Raw genomic sequence first — 21,200 nt, 5'->3', positions numbered from 1 at the left:
CTTATGACCACCATCATCATCCTCGGCGTGGCCATGTTCACGTTCGTGATCCTGGCCCTGGTGTTCATCCTGCTCGCCGCCAAGGCGAAGCTGGTCAACACCGAGGCCGTCACGATCGGCATCAACGGCGACCCCACCCTGGCGATGCGGGTCCCCGCCGGCAGCACGCTGCTCAACACCCTCGCCAACCAGAAGATCTTCATCCCCTCCGCGTGCGGCGGCAAAGGCAGCTGCGGCGTGTGCAAGGTGAAGGTGCACAAGGGCGGCGGCTCCATGGTCCCGACCGAGGCCGGTCACATCAGCAAGGGCGAGGCTCGCGAGGGCTGCCGGCTGTCGTGCCAGGTCAAGGTCAAGGGCGACATGGAGATCGAGCTGCCGCACGAGATCTTCGAGATCAAGAAGTGGACCTGCAAGGTCCGCTCGAACAACGGCGTCGCCACCTTCATCAAGGAGTTCGTGCTCGAGCTCCCGCCCGGTGAGGTCGTCCCGTTCCGCGCCGGCGGCTACATCCAGATCGAGTGCCCGCCGCACGTCGCCAAGTTCAGCGACATGGTCATCGAGGAGAAGTACCGGGACGAGTGGGACAAGTACAACTTGTGGCGCTACGTCTCGAACTGCACCGAGCACGTCGAGCGCGCCTACTCGATGGCGAACTATCCGGAGGAGTACGGCATCATCATGCTGAACGTCCGGATCGCGACCCCGCCGCCGAAGGTGCCCGACGCCCCGCCCGGGATCATGAGCTCGTTCATCTTCAGCCGGAAGCCGGGCGACCCCGTCGTCATCTCCGGCCCCTACGGCGAGTTCTTCGCCAAGGAGACCAAGAACGAGATGGTCTTCATCGGCGGCGGCGCCGGCATGGCGCCGATGCGCTCGCACATCTTCGACCAGTTCAAGCGCCTGAAGACCGACCGCAAGGTCTCGTTCTGGTACGGCGCCCGCAGCCTCCGCGAGGCGTTCTACGTCGAGGACTTCGACAGCATCCAGCGCGAGTTCCCGAACTTCAAGTGGCACCTCGCCCTGTCCGAGCCCAAGCCGGAGGACAACTGGACCGGCTACAAGGGCTTCATCCACCAGGTGCTGCTCGAGAACTACCTCAAGATGCACCCGGCCCCCGAAGACTGCGAGTACTACATCTGCGGCCCGCCGATGATGAACGCCGCCGTCATCAAGATGCTCACCGACCTCGGCGTCGAGCCCGAGAACATCCTGATGGACGACTTCGGCGGCTGAGCCTTCTGCCCGCCGCACCCACGCAGGGCCACCCCTCGTGACGGATCCGCTGAAACAGAAGTACGGGAGCAGGGCCACCATCCTGCTCCCGCTTTGCCTTTTGACGTTCGTGGCCCTGAGCGCCTGGCGCCTCTGGCCTTCGGGACAGGTCGCGCACGCCCCCTCGGGTACGCCCGCCGGCGCGCCCGCGAGCGGCCCGGCGCACGTGCTCTCGGGGCCGACCATGGGCACCACCTGGCGCGTCACCGTCGTCCACGAGGGCCGCGACATCGCGCCGATCCTGCCGATGATCGAGGCGGAGCTGTCGCAGATCGATCAGCAGATGTCGACCTGGCGCGACGACTCGGCGATCAGCGAGTTCAACCGCCGCGCCGACACCTCCGCCTTCCCCGCCCCGGCCGCGCTGGTCGAGGTCGTCGCGCAGGCGCAGGAGGTCAGCGAGCGCAGCGGTGGCGCCTTCGACGTCACCGTCGCCCCGCTCGTCGACGCCTGGGGCTTCGGTCGCAACGAGGCCGCCGCCCCGCCGACCGACGAGCAGCTCGCGGCCCTGCGCGCGCAGGTCGGCTGGCAGTCGCTGCACGCCGACCGCGGCGCCGGCACGCTGCGCAAGGACCAACCGGGCCTCACGATCACCCTGTCCGCGATCGCCCCCGGCTACGCCGCCGACGTCCTGTCCGACCGCCTCGTCGAGCTCGGCTTTGCCCGCCACCTCGTCGACGTCGGCGGCGAGTTCCGGGCCCGCGGCGACGGCCCCGAGGGCCCGTGGCGCCTCGGGATCGAGCGCCCCGACGGCCCGGCCGACGACCGCGTCGTGCAGGAGGTCGTGCCCTTGCGCGACGCCGCGCTCGCCACCTCCGGCGACTACCGCAACTACCGCGAAGAGGCCGGTCGACGGATCTCGCACACCATCGACCCCCGCAGCGGCCGTCCGATCGATCACAAGCTGGCCTCGGTCACGGTCGTCCACCGTACGGCCGCGCTCGCTGACGCCTACGCGACCGCGCTCAACGTCCTCGGCCCCGAAGACGGCTTCGCCCTCGCCGAGCGCGAGGGCCTGCCGGCCCTGTTCCTCGTCCGCGACGGCGCCGGCTTCACCCCGCGCGCCACGGCGGCCTTCGCGGCCTTGCGCGCAGGGTCGCCGTCCGCCACCCTCACTCCCTGACATGCCCACGATCCTGCTCACCATCGCCGTCCTCGGGGCCGTCATGCTCGGCATGGCCGTCGGCGCCATCTTCGCCGGCAAGTACCTCAAGGGCTCGTGCGGCGGCCTTGCGGGCGGCAACTGCGGCTGCACCGACGCCCAGCGCCGCGACTGCTCGACCAAGCCGGCGGCCTGAGCCGCGCCGCCGTCGCCCGGCCGCGAGAGCGCGCTCGCCCGCGCCCGGGGACATGTCCTCTACGACATGTCCTTCATCACCTGCCTCATCCGACAGGTCGCAGCGGTCACCCGTCGCTGAACGGCGTCTCCCCGGCCTGGCGCGGCTCCGGGAGATGAGCGACGCTCGCCGCCGGCCTGGAGCCGGCGGGGCGCGTTGAGCCGCGCCGCGCGGGCCCGCTGCCGCTATCCTGGCGGCATGCGACGAGAGCTCGCGGCGTGCGGGTTGCTCCTCGGCTGCGGCGCCGACGACGTCCAGGACGTCGGCAGCGACGGCCGCACCAGCAGCACCGCGGCCAGCGAGGTCGGCATCACCGTCCTGCCGACCGACGGCGCGCGCTTCGACCTCGGCATGCTCGACGTCGGCGCCGTCGACTGCGGCCTTCACAACGGCGACCTCGGCCTCTCCTTCATCTGGATCGCCAACAGCACCCAGGGCACCGTCTCGAAGATCGACACCGTCTCGCTCGCCGAGCGCGGCCGCTACGTCGTGCGTCCCGACGCCGCGGGCAACCCCTCGCGCACCTCCGTCAACCTTTCCGGGGACGTCGCCGTCGCCAACCGCAACGGCGGCATCACCAAGATCTACGCCTTGCCCGAGCGCTGCGCCGACAGCAACGGGACGCCCGGGATCCAGACCGCCGACGGCTCCGAATTCCTCGCCTGGGGCGTCGAGGAGTGCATCGCCTGGTACACGCCGATGACCTACGTCAGCCAGCGCCCGGTCGCCTGGACGCAGGGCGTGTTCGACCCCGAGGCCTGCAGCTTCCGCGAGCAGAAGCTGTGGACCGCCGGCATGAACACCCCGGGCACCGTCGACATCCTCCGCCTCGACGGCGACACCGGCGCGATCGAGGCCAAGGTCACCATCGACGACGCCTACGTCGACCACTACGGGATCTACGGCGGGGCCGTCGACGCGCGCGGCAACTTCTGGGGCTCGCAGGTCGGCCAGGCCAAGCTGCACTTCGTCGACTACGAGACCCTCGAGCACAAGAGCTGGGACCTCGAGGTCGGCGCCTACGGCATCACCGTCGACTCGCAGGGCTACGTGTGGACCTGCTCCGGCAACGCCTCGCGCTTCGACCCTGTCACCGAGACCTGGCAGCGCGTCCTCGCCGGCGAGTACGGCGGCTGCATGGAGGACGGCCACGGCACCCTCTACAAGGCCGCTCCGGGCGGCATCGTCGCCATCGACACCGCCACCCTGGCGATCAAAAAGACCTACGCCCTGCCGCAGCACATCCACGGCATCAGCGTCGACTTCTACGGCTACGTCTGGGGCGTGTCCCAGGGCTCGGAGGCCTACCGCCTCGACCCCCAGGGCGGCAGCTTCGAGACCGTCGGCGGCCTCGTCGGCGCCTACACCTACAGCGACATGACCGGCTTCGCCCTCAGCGCCGTCGGCGTCCCGTGAGCCGCTGGTCCGATATACATGTTCCACGGAGCATGTCCTTTCGACCCTGTCCGAAAAGACATGCCCTCTTCGACATGTCTCAGAAGCCATCCGACCGCAGCCGCTCTCAGCGCGGCTCGGCCTGCAGCAGCGCGACCAACTGCTCGCTGAGGACCCGGTACAGCGCCGCGGCCGGCCCCTCGAGGGCCGCCGCGTGCCGTGCCAGGGCTCCCAGGTCGCCGCGCGCCGCCGGTCCGGACACGCCGTGCGGGATCCCGAGCGCCAGCAGGTTCTCGAGCGCCGAGCGGACCAGCTCCCCGATCGCCCGGCTTGCGAGCGCCCCCGGCAGCCCGAGCGAGCGCATCGCCTCGGTCGAGCGCTCGGCCAGCACCGCCACGTGGTTGCCCGCAAGCGCGCAGGCCGCGTGGTAGCGCGTGCGTTGGTCCGCGTTCAGCCCCTGCAGATCGAGGTATCCCTGCGGACCGAGCCAGCGCAGCGCCACCGCTCGCGCCTCGGCGTCGCCCTCGAGGCCGAACACGCACGAACCCAGGCGGCTCTGCGTCCGCTCGCGGCGCAGGCTGCAGATCGGGTGCAGCGTCCCGACCGGATGGCCGGCCGCGGCGGCCGCCGCCAGCCCCTCGCGGGCGACCACCGCCCCGGCCGCGTGCAGCACCGGCACTCGCGGCGCGCCGCGGGCCACCAGCGCCGCCGCCATCGCCCCCAGCGATCGATCCTGTCCCAGCAGCCAGATCGCGTCGGGTGTCCCCTCGGGCAGCGCATCTGTCCCTTCGACCAGCCCGCGCGCCGACCCGAGCGCCGTCGACCACCCGCGCTCGCGCAGCCACGGCTCGGCGTGGGCCGCCACGTTCCCGCGCCCCAGCAGCCACACGTGACCGAGACGGCCGGCCTGGAGGCGGCGAAGCACCGCGGCCGGGACCGCCATCGTCAACGCCTCCTGCGCCGCAGGGTCGTCGCCGGCGGCCAGCCACCCGCGCACCGCCGTGCTGCTGATCTCCGGCAGCGCGCAGTCCTCCGCGTCGGCGAACCCGACCCGCGGCACCACGATCGGCGAGAACTCCGCCGCGATCTCGGCGGCCCGGTGCCAGCGCTGCAGCTCCCCGCGCACGACGATGTCCGAGCCGACCACCAGCCGTACCGCGTAGTTTGGGTGCTCCTCCGCCACCGCGCGCAGCAAGTCGTAGCTGTAGCTCGGTCCCTCGCCGCCGCGGCGGGCCGCCAGTCGCGCCTCGACGTCGCTCACCTCCACCGTCTCGGCTTGCGACGCCATCGCCAGCCGCGTCAGCGCCAGGCGGTCGGCGAACGGCGTCATCTGCTTGGCGAACGGGTGCGACCAGCACGGCGCCACCAGCACGCGCTCGGCGAGCCCGCGCGCCAGCAGATAGGTCGGGATCAGCGCGTGTCCGAGGTGCGGCGGATCGAAGCTGCCGCCGAGGACGGCGAGGACGGGACGCTCCATGCGCCCGCGATCGTCCCAGCCTTCCTGGGCCGCGGCAAGTCGTCGCCGCGCCGCGCACCCGCCCACGCGAGCCGCACCGATCTCTACTCCTGCCGGCGGTGCCCCGCGCCGCGCGCGGCTCACTCCGGGTACAGCAGGAACTGCCGCCGTCGGGCCACGAACGCCGCGCGCTGCGGCTCCTGGCTCGCCGTCATCTCGGCCAGCGACGTCTGCGCCTCGATCGCCTCGCGCAGCCACGGCCCGCCGGCCAGCAGATCGATCGCCGGCCGGTCCGACACGAACTCGTACGGCTCCGTGCGCCAGCGCATCGCGCCCTGTCCCAAGCGCCAGGTCGCCCGCAGCACCGCCCAGCTCGTGCGCAGCGAGCGGACCGCCGCCGGCTCGCGGACGTGCAGCTGGACCCCGCCGCAGCGGCGCCCCGCGAACTTCTGGAACATCGGCTTGAACCCGATCGGCCGCACCCCCAGCCCCGGGAGCGCCGCGTCGTCGGCCAGGAGCGCCGCCGCGAGCGCCTGTCCCTCGAGCCAGGGCGCGCCGAACATCTCGAACGGGCGGGTCGTCCCGCGGCCCTCGCTGAGGTTCGTTCCCTCGAGCAGGCACTGCCCCGGGTACACCAGCGCCGCGGACATCGTCGGCATGTTCGGCGACGGCAGGACCCACGGCAGACCTGTCTCGAAGAACAGCATCGAGCGCGACCAGCCGGCGCACCGCAGCACCTCGAGGCGCTCGGCGTCGACGCGGGCGCGCTCGAGGATCGCCATGCGGGCCAGCTCGCCGAGCGTCATCCCGTGGCGGACCGCCACGTCGTGCAGCCCGACGAAGCTCTCCTCGTTGGCCGCGATCCCGCCGCCCTCGATCTGGTCCGGCGCCCCGCCGATCGGGTTCGGGCGGTCGAGGATCAGCACCCGCAGGCCCGCCTGCAGCGCCACCTCGGCGGCCAGCACCGCCGTCCACACGTACGTGTAGTAGCGGCTGCCGATGTCCTGCAGGTCGATCACCAGCCAGGCCGCGCCGTGGAACATCTCCGGCGTCGGGCTCAGGCTGGCGAACGTCTCCCCGTAGAGGCTGTAGGCCGGGACCGTCGCCCGCGGCGCCTCGCCGCCCACCACTTCCATATCCTGCGCGGCCGCGTCGAGCCCGTGCTCCGGGCCCAGCAGGCTGACCACGCGCGCCCCGAGCCGGGGCAGCACGGCCGACGCGTGCTCGAGCTCCGCCGTCACCGACGCCGGGTGACACAGCAGCGCCACCGGCACGTCGCGCAGCCGCGGGCCCTCGCCGGCCGCCAGGCGATCGAGCCCCGTCTTCACCGCGGGCGCGCCGGCACCTGCCCCTTCAGACACGTCATGAGCGAGCACGGCCTCGCTATAGCGGTCCGCGGCGTCGCCCTCAAATTCTCGGGCGAGCGCGGCCGGAGCGGGCCCGCCCCTCGGCCCGATCTCCCGCCTTGATTCGCCGCTTTTTTGGGCCGCTCGCCGGGGCTTGGCATCCTACCTGTATGCGCGATCCTCTGGCGCCCATCCCCTCGCCCACTGCCAGCCCCAACTTCTGGGACACCGCACTGCTGCCTCGCGGCACGCGCGTCGGCGGCGACGAGCCCGTCGAGGAGTTCTCGCCGCTGCGGCTGCTGCAGCGCGACCAGGGTGACACCCACGGCCTCGATCGCCGCAGTCGACGTCGCGTCCGCGGGCAGACCGCGGACGCCCTCGACCACGGCAGCTCGCGCCTGATCTCCGCCGTCCACACCGTGCGGCGGGCCCTGCTCGGCCTCTCGACCGCGCACGGCTGGGCCCTCGTCCACACCTTGACCGTCGCGCCGACCGGCCTGCTCGTGCATCTGCTCGACCTCTTGAGCCCTGGCCTCAACCCCGAGCTGCGCGCCCAGGGTCGCAACCTCCTGGCCCGGATCGCCCCGCACCTCGGCGCGCCGCTGCGGCCGCGGGCGATTCACCGGCCCGGCTCGCCGCTGGCGACCGTCGGGGGCTGTCTCCTCGCGCCGCGGGTGGTCGCCGATCTCTCGAGCTGGGCCTCGCAGCCGAGCGCGCGTCGAGGCACCACGCGGGCCGGTCACGGCGCCTTCGCCGTCACCTTGCTGGCGCCGGCGGTCGATCCGCGAGGCGGCGTGATCCGCATCGAGGGCGAGCTGGTGCCGATGACCGACCCGCAACCGCAGGTCCTCGCGGTCGCCCTCTCGCCTCGGGCGCTCGCCGAGCTCGGACGGACCTTGCAGTGGCCCGAGGGTGGCCCGGCGCGGGTCGAGCTCGAATGAACGCCGGGTGAGGCGCCGCGAGATCCGCTCACGTCTGCCCACGTTTTTGTCCGCGATTGTCGTCCACGGGCTCGCGCGCGCAGGAAAAGTCCGGTAGAACGCGGTCCCGTGCCCCCAGAGGAGCATTGACGCTGCTTTGCCTTGTCTCTATCCTCGCGGGCAACATCTCTGGCGTATCACTTCGGCACGCCAGCGATAGACGCGTGTTCTTCTTCTTCTCGGCCTCCGGGCCTGCTCGCATCCCGGCCCATCGGGCCTTGCACTTCACGGCCCTTCGGGCCTGCACCTTCGGCCCTTTCCGGGCCACGGCCCACCGGCCTGCTTCTGTTCTTCCCGGCCCATCGGGCCTGTAGCGTGACTACCAAGGGGATCCGGCCTTGAACGCACCCAAGAAACCAGGAACCGACCTCAGCGCCCTCAAGGCGCGCCTCGCCAAGAAGACGGACGCGGCCGCACCGCCTCCCGCCGAGCCGGCAGCGCCGGCGGCCGCCGCTCCGCCGGCAGCCGCTCCGGCGGCGCCGAAGGCGGCTCCGCCGGCTCGCCCGCCGTTCAAGAAGGCGCCATCGCCGGCCGACCTGCCGCCGCCCGGAGAGTCCGCGCCGATCGACATTCCCCCGCCGGGTGAAGTCGCCGCGCCGATCGACATCCCTGCGCCCGGCGAGGTCGCCCTGCCGCCGCAGCCGGCCCCGGTCGCCGCGCAGCCCGTCGCGGCTGCCGTGCCCACGCCGCGCAAGTCCCTCGAGGACGGCACCCCGTTCGGCAGCAGCGCTGGTTCCTTCGATCCGAACGCCGGCCTCATCGACTCCGGCGAGGTCCAGACCAAGAGCAACCGCGGCCTCGTGATCCTCGCCGCCGGCGCGGCGCTGGCCTTCGGCGTCGCGCTCGGCTGGATCGGCCATCAGATCACCTCGAAGGGCGAGGTCAAGGCCGTCGCGCAGAAGAAGGGCAGCGACATGTTCAACGAGGCCACCAAGGTCTCGGACATGCGCAAGGGCATCTCGCTCAAGATCGACGAGCTGCAGAAGCTGGTCTCGACCGATCCGGCGAAGGGCGCCGAGGAGCTGGCCAACCTCCTCAAGACCAACTTCGAGAAGAGCCCCAAGGTCGACGACCTGTTCGGCTGGCAGCTCGCGGGCATCGGTCCCGAGGGCATCCGCCGCACCTTCGACCTCTACGAGGAGGCCAACGGCCTGCGCCTCGACCTCGGCTACCTCGTGAACTTCGTCGCCGGCAACGCCAAGGCGCTGACCGACGCGGGCGGCCCGCGGCTGTTCGCCGTCAAGTTCAAGAAGGACGGCGCGGTGCTGGTCGAGCGCGGCGAGGCGATGTGCGGCGAGGCTCCCTGTGCCGACGGCAAGGAGGGCGAGGCCACCGGCTACAAGGTGCGCGAGGCGGTCAACCAGGAGTTCACCGTCGCGGCCAAGGGCAGCGAGGACGGCCAGGTCCTGCCGCTGTCCGCCGACACCCAGATCTACGGCTACGTCGTCGGTCTGAACCCGGAGAACAACGCCAAGCTGGTCGCCGGCTCGCTGTTCGCCAAGGTCAAGGCGCGCCTCGAAGAGATGGCCAAGGCCGAGACTCGCGCGCTCAAGGCGCTCAAGAGCTACTCGGACGATCCGAACATCGACGGCGGCGGTCCCGCCGATCCTGGCGCCGACTGAGTGCAGCCGGGAGCACAGCCGCCTGTCCCACCTGCCGGTCCCGTCGCCGGCGACGCTGCCCCTTCGCGACCTGCCGGATCCGCAGGGGCAGCCCCTCCGGGCCCTCCGCCGCCGCCGGCCGCTCCGCGGCGTTCGGGGCCCGCAGGTCCGTCGCCGCTCGCGGACGGATCGCGCGTGTGGGTCGTCAATCCGGCGCGCGCCGGCCTGTTCGGCTGGCTCGTGCGCTACTACGTGTTCGCGGCCGCGTGCATCGCGGTGGTGTTGGGCTACGTCGGCGTGCGGGTCTATCGGGCCTATGACGCCGCCCTGCCCGACATCGCCGGCGTCGAGCAGTACGACGCGCTCGCGCCCGGCGTCACGCGGATCTACGCCGTCGACGGCAGCGTCCTCGCCGAGCTCGCGCGCGAGCATCGGGCCTACGCCCCGATCGACGAGATCCCCGACCGCCTGATCCAGGCCTTCCTCTCGGTCGAGGATCGCCGCTTCTTCACCCACGCCGGTCTCGACTGGCGCGGCCTGGCGCGCGCCACTCTGGCCAACCTGCGCTCGGGCACCGTGATCCAGGGCGGCAGCACGATCACGCAGCAGGTCGCCAAGGGCTTCCTCAGCGACGAGCGCACCCTCGATCGCAAGCTGCGGGAGGCGCTGCTGTCGCTGCGGATCGAGGGGCGGCTCGGCAAGTGGCGGATCCTCGAGATCTACCTCAACAAGATCTTCCTCGGTCACGGCGCCTACGGCGTCGCCGCGGCGGCGAGCCGTTACTTCGGCAAGGAACTGCACGAGCTGACCCTCGCCGAGGCCGCGCTGATCGCCGGGCTCGCGCGGGCGCCCTCGCGCTACAGCCCGATCGCCAGCCCCGAGCGCGCGCTCAAGCGGCGCTCGGTGGTGCTGCAGGACATGGTCGAGGCCGGCGCGATCACCCCGGCCGAGCGCGACGCCGCCGACGACGAGCCGCTCAAGCTGGCCGCGCAGCCGCCGGACGTGTTCCGCCTGCGCGCCCCTTACTACGCTGAGCACGTGCGGCGCGAGGCCGGGCTCCGCTTCGGCGAGGCCGCGGTGCTGCAGGACGGCCTGCAGATCGAGACCGCCGCCAACATCGAGATGGGCGCCCAGGCCCACGCCGCGATCGACTCGGCGCTGCGCCGGATCGACCGCCGGCAGGGCTGGCGCGGGCCGGTCGCGCACCTGGCCGACGAGACAGCTCGCGCCACCCTGCTCGAGCGCACCGCCGCCGAGTACGGCGACGACGCGATGACGGCCGACCCGCAGCGCTGGCGGCTCGCGCTGGTGACCGAGGTCAGCGCCAAGCAGGCCAAGGTCCGCGTCGGCAAGGTCGAGGCCCTGCTGCCGCTGAAGAAGATGGCGTGGGCCTCGCGCTACGACCGCAACACCGGCGTCAACGACGTCAAGATCACCCGCGTCGACGAGGCGATCGAGGCCGGCGACGTCGTGTGGGTGCGGCCGGCGCAGAAGCGGCGCAGCGTGATCGCCGAGATCGACGACGAGGCGGCCGCCGCCGAGAGCGCCGCGAATGACTCCGGGGACACGTCCGCCGGGGCAGTCGCGCTCGAGCCGCCCGACGAGGCCACCGGCCTGCCGCAGGTCGAGCTCGGCCAGATGCCGCGGGTCGAGGCCGCGATCTACACGATGGCGCACGACACCGGCGAGGTCGAGGCGATGGAGGGCGGCCTCGACTACGATCGCTCGCAGTTCAACCGCACCACCCAGGCCTGCCGCCAGCCCGGCAGCGTGTTCAAGGCCATCTACTACGCGCTGGCGCTCGACGGCGGCCAGTACACCATGGGCTCGGTGCTCGAGGACAAGCCCTACGTGCCCGAGCCGGGCGAGACCTGGAACCCGCAGAACATCGGCCAGACCCTCGACGGCAAGGTGCTGCTGCGCACCGCCCTGATCAAGTCGCTCAACCTGCCCTCGATCCGCCTGTTCGTCAGCCTCGGCGCCGACAAGGTGGTCGCGTGGGCGCGCCGGCTCGGCTTCACCACCGAGCTCATCGCCGACCGCGCGCTGTCGCTGGGCGCCTCGTGCGTGCGCACCGACGAGCTGTCGCGCGCCTTCTCGATCTTCGTCCGCGGCGGCTCCTGGGTCGACCCGATCTACATCCGCCGCGTGATCGACAAGCGCGGCCAGCTCCTGCTCGACCAGCGCCACCCGCTCGACGCCGGCCTCGACGTCGCCGGTCGCCTCGATCGCATGGCCGCCCTCGCCGTCCACGGCCCGCGCCAGGTGGTCGACGACCGCACCGCCTTCCTCATCACCCGCCTCATGCGCGAGGTCGTGACGGCCGGCATCGGCGGCCGCGCCTCGCAGATCGGCGTCCCCGCCGGCGGCAAGTCGGGCACCGCGTCGAAGAACGCCTACACCACCGACACCTGGTTCGTCGGCTTCACCTCGCGCCACATGACCGCGGCGTGGATGGGCGACGACACCTACGAGCGCTCGCTCGGCGACGAGGACGCCAGCTACACCACCGCGACGCCCATGTGGACGCAGTTCATGGCCGGGGTGGTCGCCGGGATCCCGCACGAGAACCTGCCGCTCCACCGGCCCCCGGGGATCTCCAGCCGCAACGTCGACGCCCGCACCGGCGAAGAGCCGGTCGCCGGCATGCCCTCGGCCACGCTGTACTTCAAGGACTGACCGCTCGGGCATGTCTTTAAAGACATGCGCGATCAGGCATGCTCGCGAGTCGACTGACCGTTCGGGCATGTCCGAAGCGACACGCCCGAGCAGACATGCGCGCGAGGACATGCCCCGGCCAGCATGTTCCTCGGGACATCTTCGTCCCGCTGGATCGGGCTCGCGGTCAGCGGAGCCCGGCGCGCGCGGACGTCGCCGGTCGGGTTTCCGGGCGCGCGCACGGGCCAGCGCCCGCGTCAGCGCGCCGCCCGCTGCGGCCCGCGACCGACGGCGGGCAGGATGGCCTGATCGACGATCGCCGCCAGCTGCTCGTCGCTCGGCGGCGCGTCGGCGTCGAGGCTGTGCTTGAGCACCAGCGCCTCGCCGATGTCGGCCACCACGGGCGTGATCAGGGCCGGGTCGAGGTGACCGCGGGCCGCGTAGTAGCGCAGCACCGTCAGCGTGAACCGGCCGCCGCGGGCGTCGAACACGCGCTCGTAGAGGGCCGCCGCGAGCTCGGGGTAGCGCTTGCGCTCGCCGAGGATCGCCGCCGCCGCGGCCGCCGTCGGCGAGCGCGTCCACTCGACCAGCTGCCGCAGCGCCCGGATCAGGTCGCCGCGCAGGTCGTCGGCCGAGGGCGACGGCACCTCCTGCGGGTGCTCGTCGTGGATCGCGTCCAGCAGCACGTCGTGCGGCGAGGCCCAGCGGCGATACAGCGACGTCTTGGCCGTGCGCGCCCGCCTGGCGATGCCCTCCATCGTCAGCCGGCCCAGGCCGACCTCCGCCAGCTCGGCCAGCACCGCCTCGTGGATGCTGCGGACCAGGTCGTCCCCACGCCTGCGTGTCGCCTGTTTCGTCATATCCCCCTTCACTTAAGATACGGCCACGTATCTTAATCACGATCCTTTAGATACGTTTGCGTAGCCAAAACCCAGGCATCCCGCAAATGTCCGCCGATCTACCCGCTCCACCGCCCTCGTCCGCTCCCCGCGCCCTCGCGCCCGACCTCGGCCGGGGCGTCATGCTCCTGGTCATCGCCCTGGCCCACGCGCAGGTGCTGGCCGCGGCCCCGACCGACCCCGGCGATCACCTCGTCACCGGCTTTCACGCCCTGTTCGTCGATAGCCGCGGCTACCCGATGTTCGCCGCGCTGTTCGGCTACGGCGTCGCCCAGCTCCTGGCCCGTCACCGCCGCGCCGGCGCCGACGAGCCCGAGGCCCGCGCCCGCCTGCGCCGACGCGGCCGCTGGCTCGTCGGCTTCGGCTTCATGCACGCGCTGCTGCTGTTCCACGGCGACATCCTGGGCGCCTACGGCCTCCTGGTGCTGCTCCTGCTCGCCGCCACCCGCAGCCGCGAGCGCCTCCTCCTCGCCGGCGCGGGCGGGTGCCTCGTCCTCGGCGCCCTCGCCTTCGGCGTCGCCGCCCGCTTCATCCCCGACGGCGCCGACGCCGAGCTCGTGACCGGTCCGCTGCTCTCCGCGGCGTACCGCGTGATCGGCTGGATCGCCACCACCCCGCTGTTCGCCGTCATGGCCGCGGGGCCGTTCCTGCTCGGGCTGTGGGCGGCGCGCCATGGCGTGCTCGAGCGACCCGGGCGGCACCTGCCGTGGCTGCGCCGCACCGCGACGATCGGCATCGGCGTGGCCGCCCTCGGCGGCTGGCCGCTGGTCGCCGTGCAGGCCGGCTGGTGGGGCGACGCCGCAGCGCCGCAGATCGCCGCGACCGCCCTGCACACCCTCACCGGCTACGCCGGCGGCTTCGGCTACGCCGCGCTGGTCGCCATCGTCGCCGCGCGGATCGGCGAGCGTCGCGGCCCCCTGGTCACCGCCCTGGTCGCCTGCGGCCAGCGGTCGCTGAGCTGCTACCTCGCGCAGTCCCTCGCCTGGCAGCTCCTCTTCGAACCCTACTGGGCCGGCCTCGGCGGCCGGCTGCGCCCCTCGGTCGCCGCGGCCGTCGGGTTCGGCGTGTGGGCGCTGACCGTCGCGCTCGCCGAGCTCTCGCGCCGCCGCGGCCGCCAGGGCCCCGCGGAGGCCCTGCTGCGCCGGCTCCTCCGCGACCCCGAGCGCAAGGAGTGAACCGACCGCCGGCAGCTCGACGTCAGCGGCCGCCCCGACGAACGGGCATGTCTGATTGCACATGCTCTTCCAAACATGCCTTCAAAGACATGTTCAGGCAGACACCCTCGGCAGCGACCGGCCGCACGGGCTCGACGCGCCGCGAGCCCCTGCCCTCCTGCGCGGGTCGTGCTGCGAAGGGACGGTCGCCGAGGCGATCCAGCTCGACGCCGCGGCGAGGTCGCGACGGCCGCGGCTCCTCGCCTCCACGCGCTGCGCGATCGGCCCGCTCGACCTCGCGGGGCGCCGACCGCCCGCGCCCCGACGTGTCGGCTCAAAACCAGGTCGACAGTCCGAGCGTCCCCGCCAGCGTGAACGACTGGGCGGTGCGGCTCCACACCGGCGCCGGCCCCGGCGGGATCGCGGGACCGCCGACGCGGCCGACGCCGTGGACCCACCGATAGTCGAACGTCAGGCCGAAGTCGATCGAGAAGTACGGCGTCACGAACGCGTGGGCGCCGAAGCCGACGCCGAGCAGCGGCGCCATCGCCCCGCCGCGGGTCCAGTTGGGCCCGTCGTTGCTCGTCAGCGTCGCGCCGGTGAAGCCGGTGCGGACGAGGATGAACGGCAGCACCGGCCCCTCGGCGATCGGCAGGATCTCGAGGTACGGCGTGAACGTGCCGACGAACGACGTCTGCGAGTCGTCGTTCTCGTCGTCGTTGGGATCGTTGTTGCGATCGAACGAGTGGCTCAGGTTCATGCCGAAGCGCGCGCCGAGGATCAGGTGGCGGTGAATGCCGTAGCCGACACCGAGCGCGATCACCGACGCCCCGCCGATCGGGTTGCCGTCGATGGTGACCGGGCGACCCGCGCCGAAGCCGATGACGTTCCAGCGCGGGTTCGCCGGGTCGGGCGCCTCGCCGGGGTCGTAGTATGGACGGCCGTGCGTCCACGACAGCACCTCGGTGTCGAGGTGGACGCGGACCTTGCCCTTCGGCGCGACCCTGGCTGCCTCTGCGGTGGTTGCGATGGACCCCAGGGCGCAGACGAGCGAGACGGAGAGTGCGAGTCGATGGAGCTTCATGGCTCCGCCAGGGTAGGCGACGCGCGCCGGCGAGCCAAGCGCCGCGGCGCTTGTGAAGATCGCGGTCTCGGGGCTACGCTCGCGGGCGAGAGGCCGCCACGTGGGCCGAGGCCAGAGCACTTCGCCCAGCTGGGTAGGGCGTTTGATTTGAGATCAAAAGGTCGCGGGTTCAAATCCCGCATTGTTCACCACCGCCGCGGTCGGGCGGCCTCTCGTTGATCTCCTGCGCCTCGCCTCGCTCGCGTGCCTCGCACGCGGCGAGCGAGCGCGCCTGCGCCTCGCCTCGCTCGCGTGCGCGGTGCTCGAGAGCACGACGGCGATCCTCCTGCCGCGGATCTCCGTCGATCCTTTCCGCACCGACGTGGCGACCGCGCTCCTCGCAGCCGCGTGGAGACGAGGGAATCACCTCGGGCTCGCGGGAGACTGCTCGCGCTCGCCGCTCGCGTCGAGGCGAGGGGGAATCACCGCAAGCTCGCCGCTCTCCTCGAGGCGAGCCATCACCGCATGCACGCGGCGACCGCTCGCACCTCGCGTCGGAGCCCAGGGAATCACTGCCGACAGGCGAGCGACCGACTTGCCGCCGTTCGCTCCGCCCTCGCGCAGCGACCTCGACCGAACGACAGTCACCGCCGCTCGCCCGCCCCTCGGGCGCCGCGACCCCGCTCGCCTCGCAGCGGCCTCGAGCACGGGGACGGCGGCTGCGGCCGCTCGTGCCGCGCGTGTGATTGACCGCTCCTTCCACCTCCCGTACCGTCTCCAGCGGGCTGCGCCGCCCGCTGTGGCTCGGCCCGCTCCTCTCACCCCCCGTCGAAGAGCCGCATGACCGCCGCCACTCGAGCCGAACCGCGCGCCGCCGCACCCGAGCGGATCCTCTCCCTCGATCGTCTCGCCGCTCTCTCGAGCGACGCCCTGCGCGGCCTCTACGCCCGCGGCGCGGTGCCCGACGATCTCACCGTCCTCGACGGTCGCCCCAAGGGCCGCATGCTGGCCGTCCGCGGCCTCGAACACGGCCCTGTCGGCCGCTTCCTCCGCGCCTTCGCCGGCCATCCGCGCTTCCCGTGGGACGGCAAGAGCTTCTCCCCTGAACGCGACGACGAGGGCCGCGGCATCAACCGGGTCGACCTGCTCGTCCGCCGCTTCGAGTGGTTCCCGTTCGTCACCCGCATCGAGCCCTCCGTGGTCGACGGCCAGCCGTGCGTCTACCTCGACTACGAACAGCCCGGCAACCCGTGGTTCATCGCCCGGATCCGCGACGAGCTCCGCGAGGTCGCCCCCGGCCTGTACCTCGGGCCAGCCATGTGGAAGCGCGCCGACGGCGGGGCAACCCACGTGCTGTGGTTCGCCGTCGACTTCAGCACGCCCTCGGACTTCTGAGGTCGCGCCCCGACCCGTTCCTCCGCCGCCGCGGTGAAGGCGACGCGACCGACGTGCGGAAGGTTCGCCGTCGGCCCCTCTCGGACTTCTCCGGTCGCCCCGACCTGCTCGCGCCGCGAGGCCGCCGAGCGCCGAGGGTCAAGTACCTCCGCCGCTTCGGTGAAGCGCGACGCGGTCCGCCGACGCGCTTGGCCGACGATCCCGGCACGAACTTCGGATCGAGCCCCGACCCGTCGCTCGCCTGCTCCGGTGAGCGCGCCGCCGGCGGGCCTACCCGCGTGGTCCCCAGTCGCTTCGGGGCGCCGACTCCGAGACGCCCGCCCTCCATCCGCAGCCGCCGCAAGGACATGTCCTGAACAACATGTTCCCATGGACATACCCCCCCTCGCTGCTGATCCGAGCGCGGGCGTTGTCGCGCCCGCACCACGAGCAACCACGCCCAAGAGCTCTGCCCTCGCGCGTGGCATACTCGGAGCCTCCCAGTGCTGCGCCGCTTCGCCCTGCTCGGCGACATCCACGCCGAAGACCGCCGCCTCGCCCTCGCGCTCCAGTGGCTCAAAGGACAGGCCCTCGACGCCGTCCTCGCCGTCGGCGACCTCGCCGACGGCCGCGGCGACCTCGATCGCTGCTGCGCCTTGCTGGCGGCGCACCGGGTCCTCGCCGTGCGCGGCAACCATGACCGCTGGCTGCTCGGCGACGAGCTGCGCGGCTTGACGCACGCCCACCACGCCGTCGACCTCGCCCCGGCCACGCTCGCCTACCTCTCGGCCTTGCCGGCCACGCGCCGGCTGGCGACGGTGCGCGGCGATCTCCTGCTCGGCCACGGCGTCGGCGCCGACGACATGGTGCGCCTGCGCCCGCACCACACCGGCTACGACCTCGAGGCCAACTTCGCCCTCGCCGATCTGCTCGCCGATCCGTCGCTGCCGCTGGCCGCCGGCGGCCACACCCACCAGCGCATGGTCCGCGCGTTCGCCCGCCCGGCCGGTCCTCCGCTCGTGTTCCTCAACCCGGGCACGCTGCACCCCGACTACGACAGCGGCTTCGCCGTCGTCGACCTCGAGCGCGGCCAGGTCGCCTACTTCGACCTCGTCGACCAGGCGGACGACTCGCTCGCGGTCCAGGCGGCCGAGGTCGCGCCGCTGCCCTGAGCCGCGGGGCCGCGGCCCTCGCCCTCGCCGGCTCTCCGCCGGCCAGCTGCACACCTGCGCCCGCCTCGACACCGGCGCCGTCGAGCGCCGGAGCGTCCCCGCGAGCGGGCAGCTCGGTCCCGGCGCCCCCAGAACCGCGGCGACCGCCCCGACGAGCTCGGCGCGGCCGGCCGTCTGGCTGTAAGGGTCATGTTCGATTGCGCATGTCCAAAACAACATGCCCTTACGAACATTCCTGAAGAGCGATGTCCGTCACGACATGCCCCTCGCTCCGACCCCCACCGGCGCGTCCCTCCGCCGATCGACGTCGCGCTCACGGCGGCCGCAGCACGTGCTCGCCGGGCGCGACCTCGCGGCGCGGTCCCTCGCCGCCGATCGGGTCGCGCTCACGGCGGGCGGCAGCGCGTGCCCGCCGAACGCGACCTCGCGGCGCGGCCCCCCATCCCGCACGCCGATCTCACGGTCCACGCGGCCCATCCCCCTCACCGGCATGCGTCGCTCCGCCCCTCACGGCGCCCGTGGCGCGGGTCGCCCGGCCCGCGGCACTTCAGGCACACCGGCGCGGCGCGCCCCGCATCGCGCTCACAGGCACTCGTTGCGCGGGTCGCCGGGCTCGTGGCACTTCAGGCACACGCGGTGGTTCCTGGCCGCCAGCGCCGAGCAGCGCATCGACGCCGCGAACCCGGGCCCGTGGGGGCTGACGTTCAGCCCCGGCATGGCGGCCCCGGTGGTCGCGTGGCAGGCCAGGCAGCTGTCCTCGGTGTGACAGCTGGCGCAGGTGGCGATGTTGCGCTGGGCCGCGAACGCGTGGCTCTGCGGCGAGTCGGGCGGGCCCTCCCAGCCGACCGGGTGGAACCGCAGCGACGAGCCGACGCCGAACTTCGCGTCGGGCCCGTCGCCCATGCCGAGCCGCTGGTGGCAGGCCAGGCAGTCGGTCTGCATGCGGTGGCACGACTGGCAGTCCTGCGTGTTCGCGCGGGCGTCGAGCGCGTGCGTCGTCATGTAGTCGGCCGCGTGGATCCGCATCGGCCGGACCGCGCCGGCGTGGCAGTCGGTGCAGAACGTCTCGGTGTGGCACTGCGCGCACAGGCCCGGGTTGGCCTTGGCGATCCCGCGGTGGTCCTCGACGAACGCCAGGTCGTGCGCCGCGCCCCAGGAGCTCTTGCCGCGGGGCACCAGCGCCGGCATCACCCGGTCGCTGAAGCTGCGGGTCGCCAGCTTGCCGTTGCTGTCGGCCGGGTGGCACGTCGCGCAGCGGCTGCTCGCCTTGCGCCCGTCGTGGCAGTTCAAGCACGTCGCCTCGCTCGGCAGCTGCAGCACCGTCGCCATCCGCACCTTCGACATGTCCCCGTGGCACGACTGACAGTTGGCCCCGGCCGCCAGGTGCTTCTTGTGCGAGAAGTGGAGGTTGGCCTTGGGCGCGCGCAGCGTCGCCGTCACCCGCCCCTCGGACAGCCGCGTGTGGCACTGCCCGCAGCGGGCCGGCTCGGTCGGCGGGCGCGGGTGCTGCGGCCCGTGGCAACTGTCGCACACCGCCCCGGTCGGGAAGTTGAAGTCGGCGACCTTGTCGCTGTCGCCGATCTTGGTGTGGCAGCGCGCGCACGCCAGCCCGAGCCCGAGGTGCTGCCCGTGGTTGAAGCGCAGCGGGATGTCCTGCTCCGGGTACACCGGGCTGCCGCCGCGCATCGGCCCGTGCGTCACCGGGGCGGTCGCCGGGATCTCGCCGACCGTGAGCCCGCCGCCCGCCTGCACGTAGAGACCTGTCCCGAAGGCCAGCCCCAAAATGGACGCCGCGATCGCCGCGGCGATCGCCGCCGACCGCCCCTGGCCTCGCCCCTCCCGCCGCGTGGTGTTCGTGTGCCGCGTCATGCTCACCTCCGCACCCGGATCGACCAGTCGGCCGTCAGCGCGCCGAACAGCCGGAAGGCCTGCGAATAGAAGGTCGTGAACATCTCCTCACCGAGCACCGCGACGTGGATGCCGCGCCACAGCTGGGCGTTGAGCCCGAGCTGCAGCGCCACGCTGTAGCCGCGCCGCGCCTCGGTCACCTCGTCGCGGTAGTACACGCCGTAGATGCGGGCGTCGAGGGCCAGGCGGTCCCACCACACCATCGTCCGCGTGTCGAGGCTGCCGCCGGCGCGCGTCCCGCCCTCGCCGCCGAGGCCGAAGCCGTCGAGGCGGCCCGAGAAGCGGCGCCCGCGGTACGCCGCCGAGGCCCCGCCGCCGGCCCCGATCTGCAGCGACTTCGCCGGCGACGTCCCGAGCGCGCCCGTCGTCTCGCCGCGGAAGAACCGCATCTGCCCGCGCGCCTGCAGCGAGATCCGCGGCATCGGCCGCGCCTCGAACACCAGCCGCGCGTCCTCGAACGGCGTCAGCGCGAACACGTTGAAGATCGAGTCGAGGTCGAAGATCGGCAGCGTGCGGATGTACAGCGCGCGCAGCAGGTGCTGCGGCGTGAACGCCAGCTGCAGGCCCGCGGTCACGTCGTCGAGGCGACCTGTCCCGAGGTTCATGCGCAGCGCGCCGTACGGGCTGACCCGCCCGCCGGCGAAGTTGCCGGCGAAGCTGGCGCTGACGACCTCCTGATCGACCCCCGACGGCAGGCCGAGGCTGCCGTCGTCGTCGACGATCTTGCGGTTGACCCCCGCGGGCGAGAACGTGCGCCGGTAGGCCACGCGCGCGTCGATCCACTTGAGCCCCCACAGCGACACGCCGGCGCCGAACATCGGCGAGAACGCGCGGTCGGCCGCGGTGCCCTGGGTCCCGTCGAGCTCGAACGTCGGCAGGCCGAACACCGCGGTGCCGTCGACCTGCAGGCCGCCGAACGCCTCGAGCGCGAGGTGGGCCGGGATCCGCACCCGCGCCCACCCGCCGTCGAACGCGTACCAGTCGAGCCCGCTGAACTCGAACTGGCGCCCGAGCTTGAAGTCGACCCGGTTGCCGAGGTTCTCGCCCTCGAGGTACGCGAACATCACGTCGATCTGGCGCCCGTCGATCGCGTTGACCAGCCGCGCCGCCCGGTCGTCGCCCGGGCGCACGTAGCTGCCGAAGTCGTGGCGCAGCCGCATCGACGTCACGATCCGCAGCTGCCCGTCCTCCCACGCGCGCCGCTTCTCGTCGGCCGCGCGCGGCGGCAGCAGCTCGTAGACCCCGAGGTTGACGTACTGGACCAGCCGGCGCCGCGACAGCAGCTGTCCTTCGGGACCTGGCACTTGGACCATGTACCCTTCGCCGAGCGTGCGGGCGACCGCGCGCACCTCGGTCGCCGCGGCCTCGTCGGGCGCCGCTGCGATCACCGCGGCCAGCGCGAGCGGAGCGGCCCGTCTCCACGCGCGGCCCGGCGCGCCGGCGACCCTGTGCGCGATCGATCCCCCTGCCCGCAGCAATCGCTCGTATGCTAAGCCATCCGCCGGCCCTCGGTCTCGGCCGATCGCCGTCGCCACCTCCTCGCCTCAGGGGCCACCCTTGCCGCGCTCCCGTCTCGCACGACCCA

At 72.8% G+C, this 21,200-nt stretch carries 16 protein-coding genes and 1 tRNA gene; 11 read left to right on the top strand and 6 right to left on the bottom strand.

Annotated elements, in window-relative coordinates; translation table 11 throughout:
- Nucleotides 1-3 precede the first annotated feature (3 nt).
- The 4 genes from nqrF (at nt 4) to NAEX_RS42210 (ending at nt 4,025) form a co-directional block, all read left to right on the top strand.
- Entirely contained in the window at nt 4-1,233 is a 1,230-nt protein-coding gene (nqrF, locus tag NAEX_RS42225; RefSeq protein ID WP_096333129.1) for an NADH:ubiquinone reductase (Na(+)-transporting) subunit F, read from the top strand.
- A gap of 37 nt (nt 1,234-1,270) precedes the next feature.
- Complete coding sequence (locus NAEX_RS42220) at nt 1,271-2,395, top strand: FAD:protein FMN transferase (RefSeq protein WP_143140092.1); 1,125 nt, start codon at nt 1,271-1,273, stop codon at nt 2,393-2,395.
- Between the two features lies 1 nt (nt 2,396).
- Entirely contained in the window at nt 2,397-2,570 is a 174-nt protein-coding gene (locus NAEX_RS42215; RefSeq protein WP_096333127.1) for a DUF539 domain-containing protein, read from the top strand.
- Between the two features lie 237 nt (nt 2,571-2,807).
- Complete coding sequence (locus NAEX_RS42210; RefSeq protein WP_143140091.1) at nt 2,808-4,025, top strand: NHL repeat-containing protein; 1,218 nt, start codon at nt 2,808-2,810, stop codon at nt 4,023-4,025.
- 106 nt (nt 4,026-4,131) lie between these two features.
- Here NAEX_RS42210 and NAEX_RS42205 read toward each other — a convergent pair whose 3' ends face one another.
- Nucleotides 4,132-5,481 carry a DUF2520 domain-containing protein gene (locus NAEX_RS42205; protein WP_096333125.1) on the bottom strand — a complete coding sequence of 450 codons (1,350 nt, stop codon included), beginning with the start codon at nt 5,479-5,481 and terminating at the stop codon, nt 4,132-4,134.
- A 119-nt stretch (nt 5,482-5,600) separates the two neighbouring features.
- Nucleotides 5,601-6,836 (bottom strand): exo-beta-N-acetylmuramidase NamZ family protein, encoded by a 1,236-nt coding sequence (locus NAEX_RS42200; RefSeq protein ID WP_245913917.1) that lies wholly within the window; start codon nt 6,834-6,836, stop codon nt 5,601-5,603.
- A 140-nt stretch (nt 6,837-6,976) separates the two neighbouring features.
- Between NAEX_RS42200 and NAEX_RS42195 the strand changes: the two genes are divergently transcribed.
- The 3 genes from NAEX_RS42195 (at nt 6,977) to NAEX_RS42180 (ending at nt 12,066) form a co-directional block, all read left to right on the top strand.
- Nucleotides 6,977-7,747, top strand: a complete 771-nt coding sequence (locus NAEX_RS42195) for a hypothetical protein (protein ID WP_096333124.1) — start codon at nt 6,977-6,979, stop codon at nt 7,745-7,747.
- A gap of 377 nt (nt 7,748-8,124) precedes the next feature.
- Nucleotides 8,125-9,408: a hypothetical protein gene (locus tag NAEX_RS42185; RefSeq protein ID WP_170135323.1), complete on the top strand. Its 1,284-nt coding sequence runs from the start codon at nt 8,125-8,127 to the stop codon at nt 9,406-9,408.
- Nucleotides 9,409-9,582: 174 nt separating this feature from the next.
- Complete coding sequence (locus NAEX_RS42180) at nt 9,583-12,066, top strand: penicillin-binding protein 1A (protein WP_096333121.1); 2,484 nt, start codon at nt 9,583-9,585, stop codon at nt 12,064-12,066.
- Between the two features lie 236 nt (nt 12,067-12,302).
- On the opposite strand, the gene NAEX_RS42175 is transcribed toward NAEX_RS42180, so the two are convergent.
- Nucleotides 12,303-12,905, bottom strand: coding sequence for a TetR/AcrR family transcriptional regulator (locus NAEX_RS42175; RefSeq protein ID WP_096333120.1), 603 nt, complete (start codon nt 12,903-12,905; stop codon nt 12,303-12,305).
- A 161-nt stretch (nt 12,906-13,066) separates the two neighbouring features.
- Between NAEX_RS42175 and NAEX_RS42170 the strand changes: the two genes are divergently transcribed.
- Nucleotides 13,067-14,119 carry a DUF418 domain-containing protein gene (locus NAEX_RS42170; protein ID WP_211302563.1) on the top strand — a complete coding sequence of 351 codons (1,053 nt, stop codon included), beginning with the start codon at nt 13,067-13,069 and terminating at the stop codon, nt 14,117-14,119.
- 313 nt (nt 14,120-14,432) lie between these two features.
- Here NAEX_RS42170 and NAEX_RS42165 read toward each other — a convergent pair whose 3' ends face one another.
- The gene (locus NAEX_RS42165) at nt 14,433-15,182 is read right to left on the bottom strand and encodes a hypothetical protein (protein ID WP_096333118.1); all 750 of its coding nucleotides are present in this window, start codon (nt 15,180-15,182) and stop codon (nt 14,433-14,435) included.
- 114 nt (nt 15,183-15,296) lie between these two features.
- On the opposite strand from NAEX_RS42165, the gene NAEX_RS42160 reads away from it, so the two are divergent.
- The 3 genes from NAEX_RS42160 to NAEX_RS42150 all read left to right on the top strand — a co-directional run bounded on the left by NAEX_RS42160 (nt 15,297) and on the right by NAEX_RS42150 (nt 17,707).
- Nucleotides 15,297-15,373: transfer RNA gene (locus tag NAEX_RS42160), tRNA-Ser, on the top strand.
- Nucleotides 15,374-16,001: 628 nt separating this feature from the next.
- Entirely contained in the window at nt 16,002-16,556 is a 555-nt protein-coding gene (locus tag NAEX_RS42155; RefSeq protein ID WP_096333117.1) for a hypothetical protein, read from the top strand.
- Nucleotides 16,557-17,038: 482 nt separating this feature from the next.
- Entirely contained in the window at nt 17,039-17,707 is a 669-nt protein-coding gene (locus NAEX_RS42150; protein ID WP_096333116.1) for a metallophosphoesterase family protein, read from the top strand.
- A gap of 582 nt (nt 17,708-18,289) precedes the next feature.
- Here NAEX_RS42150 and NAEX_RS42140 read toward each other — a convergent pair.
- Nucleotides 18,290-19,576, bottom strand: a complete 1,287-nt coding sequence (locus NAEX_RS42140) for a cytochrome c3 family protein (protein ID WP_096333114.1) — start codon at nt 19,574-19,576, stop codon at nt 18,290-18,292.
- A gap of 2 nt (nt 19,577-19,578) precedes the next feature.
- On the bottom strand, nt 19,579-21,003 hold the full coding sequence (locus tag NAEX_RS42135) for a hypothetical protein (protein ID WP_096333113.1): 1,425 nt from the start codon (nt 21,001-21,003) through the stop codon (nt 19,579-19,581).
- Nucleotides 21,004-21,200: the final 197 nt, after the last annotated feature.

This window comes from Nannocystis exedens, from assembly GCF_002343915.1.
GTDB classification, from domain to species: domain Bacteria; phylum Myxococcota_A; class Polyangia; order Nannocystales; family Nannocystaceae; genus Nannocystis; species Nannocystis exedens.
The sequence above is the reverse complement of the archived record's forward strand: the minus strand, read 5'-3'. Positions and strand labels throughout refer to the sequence as shown.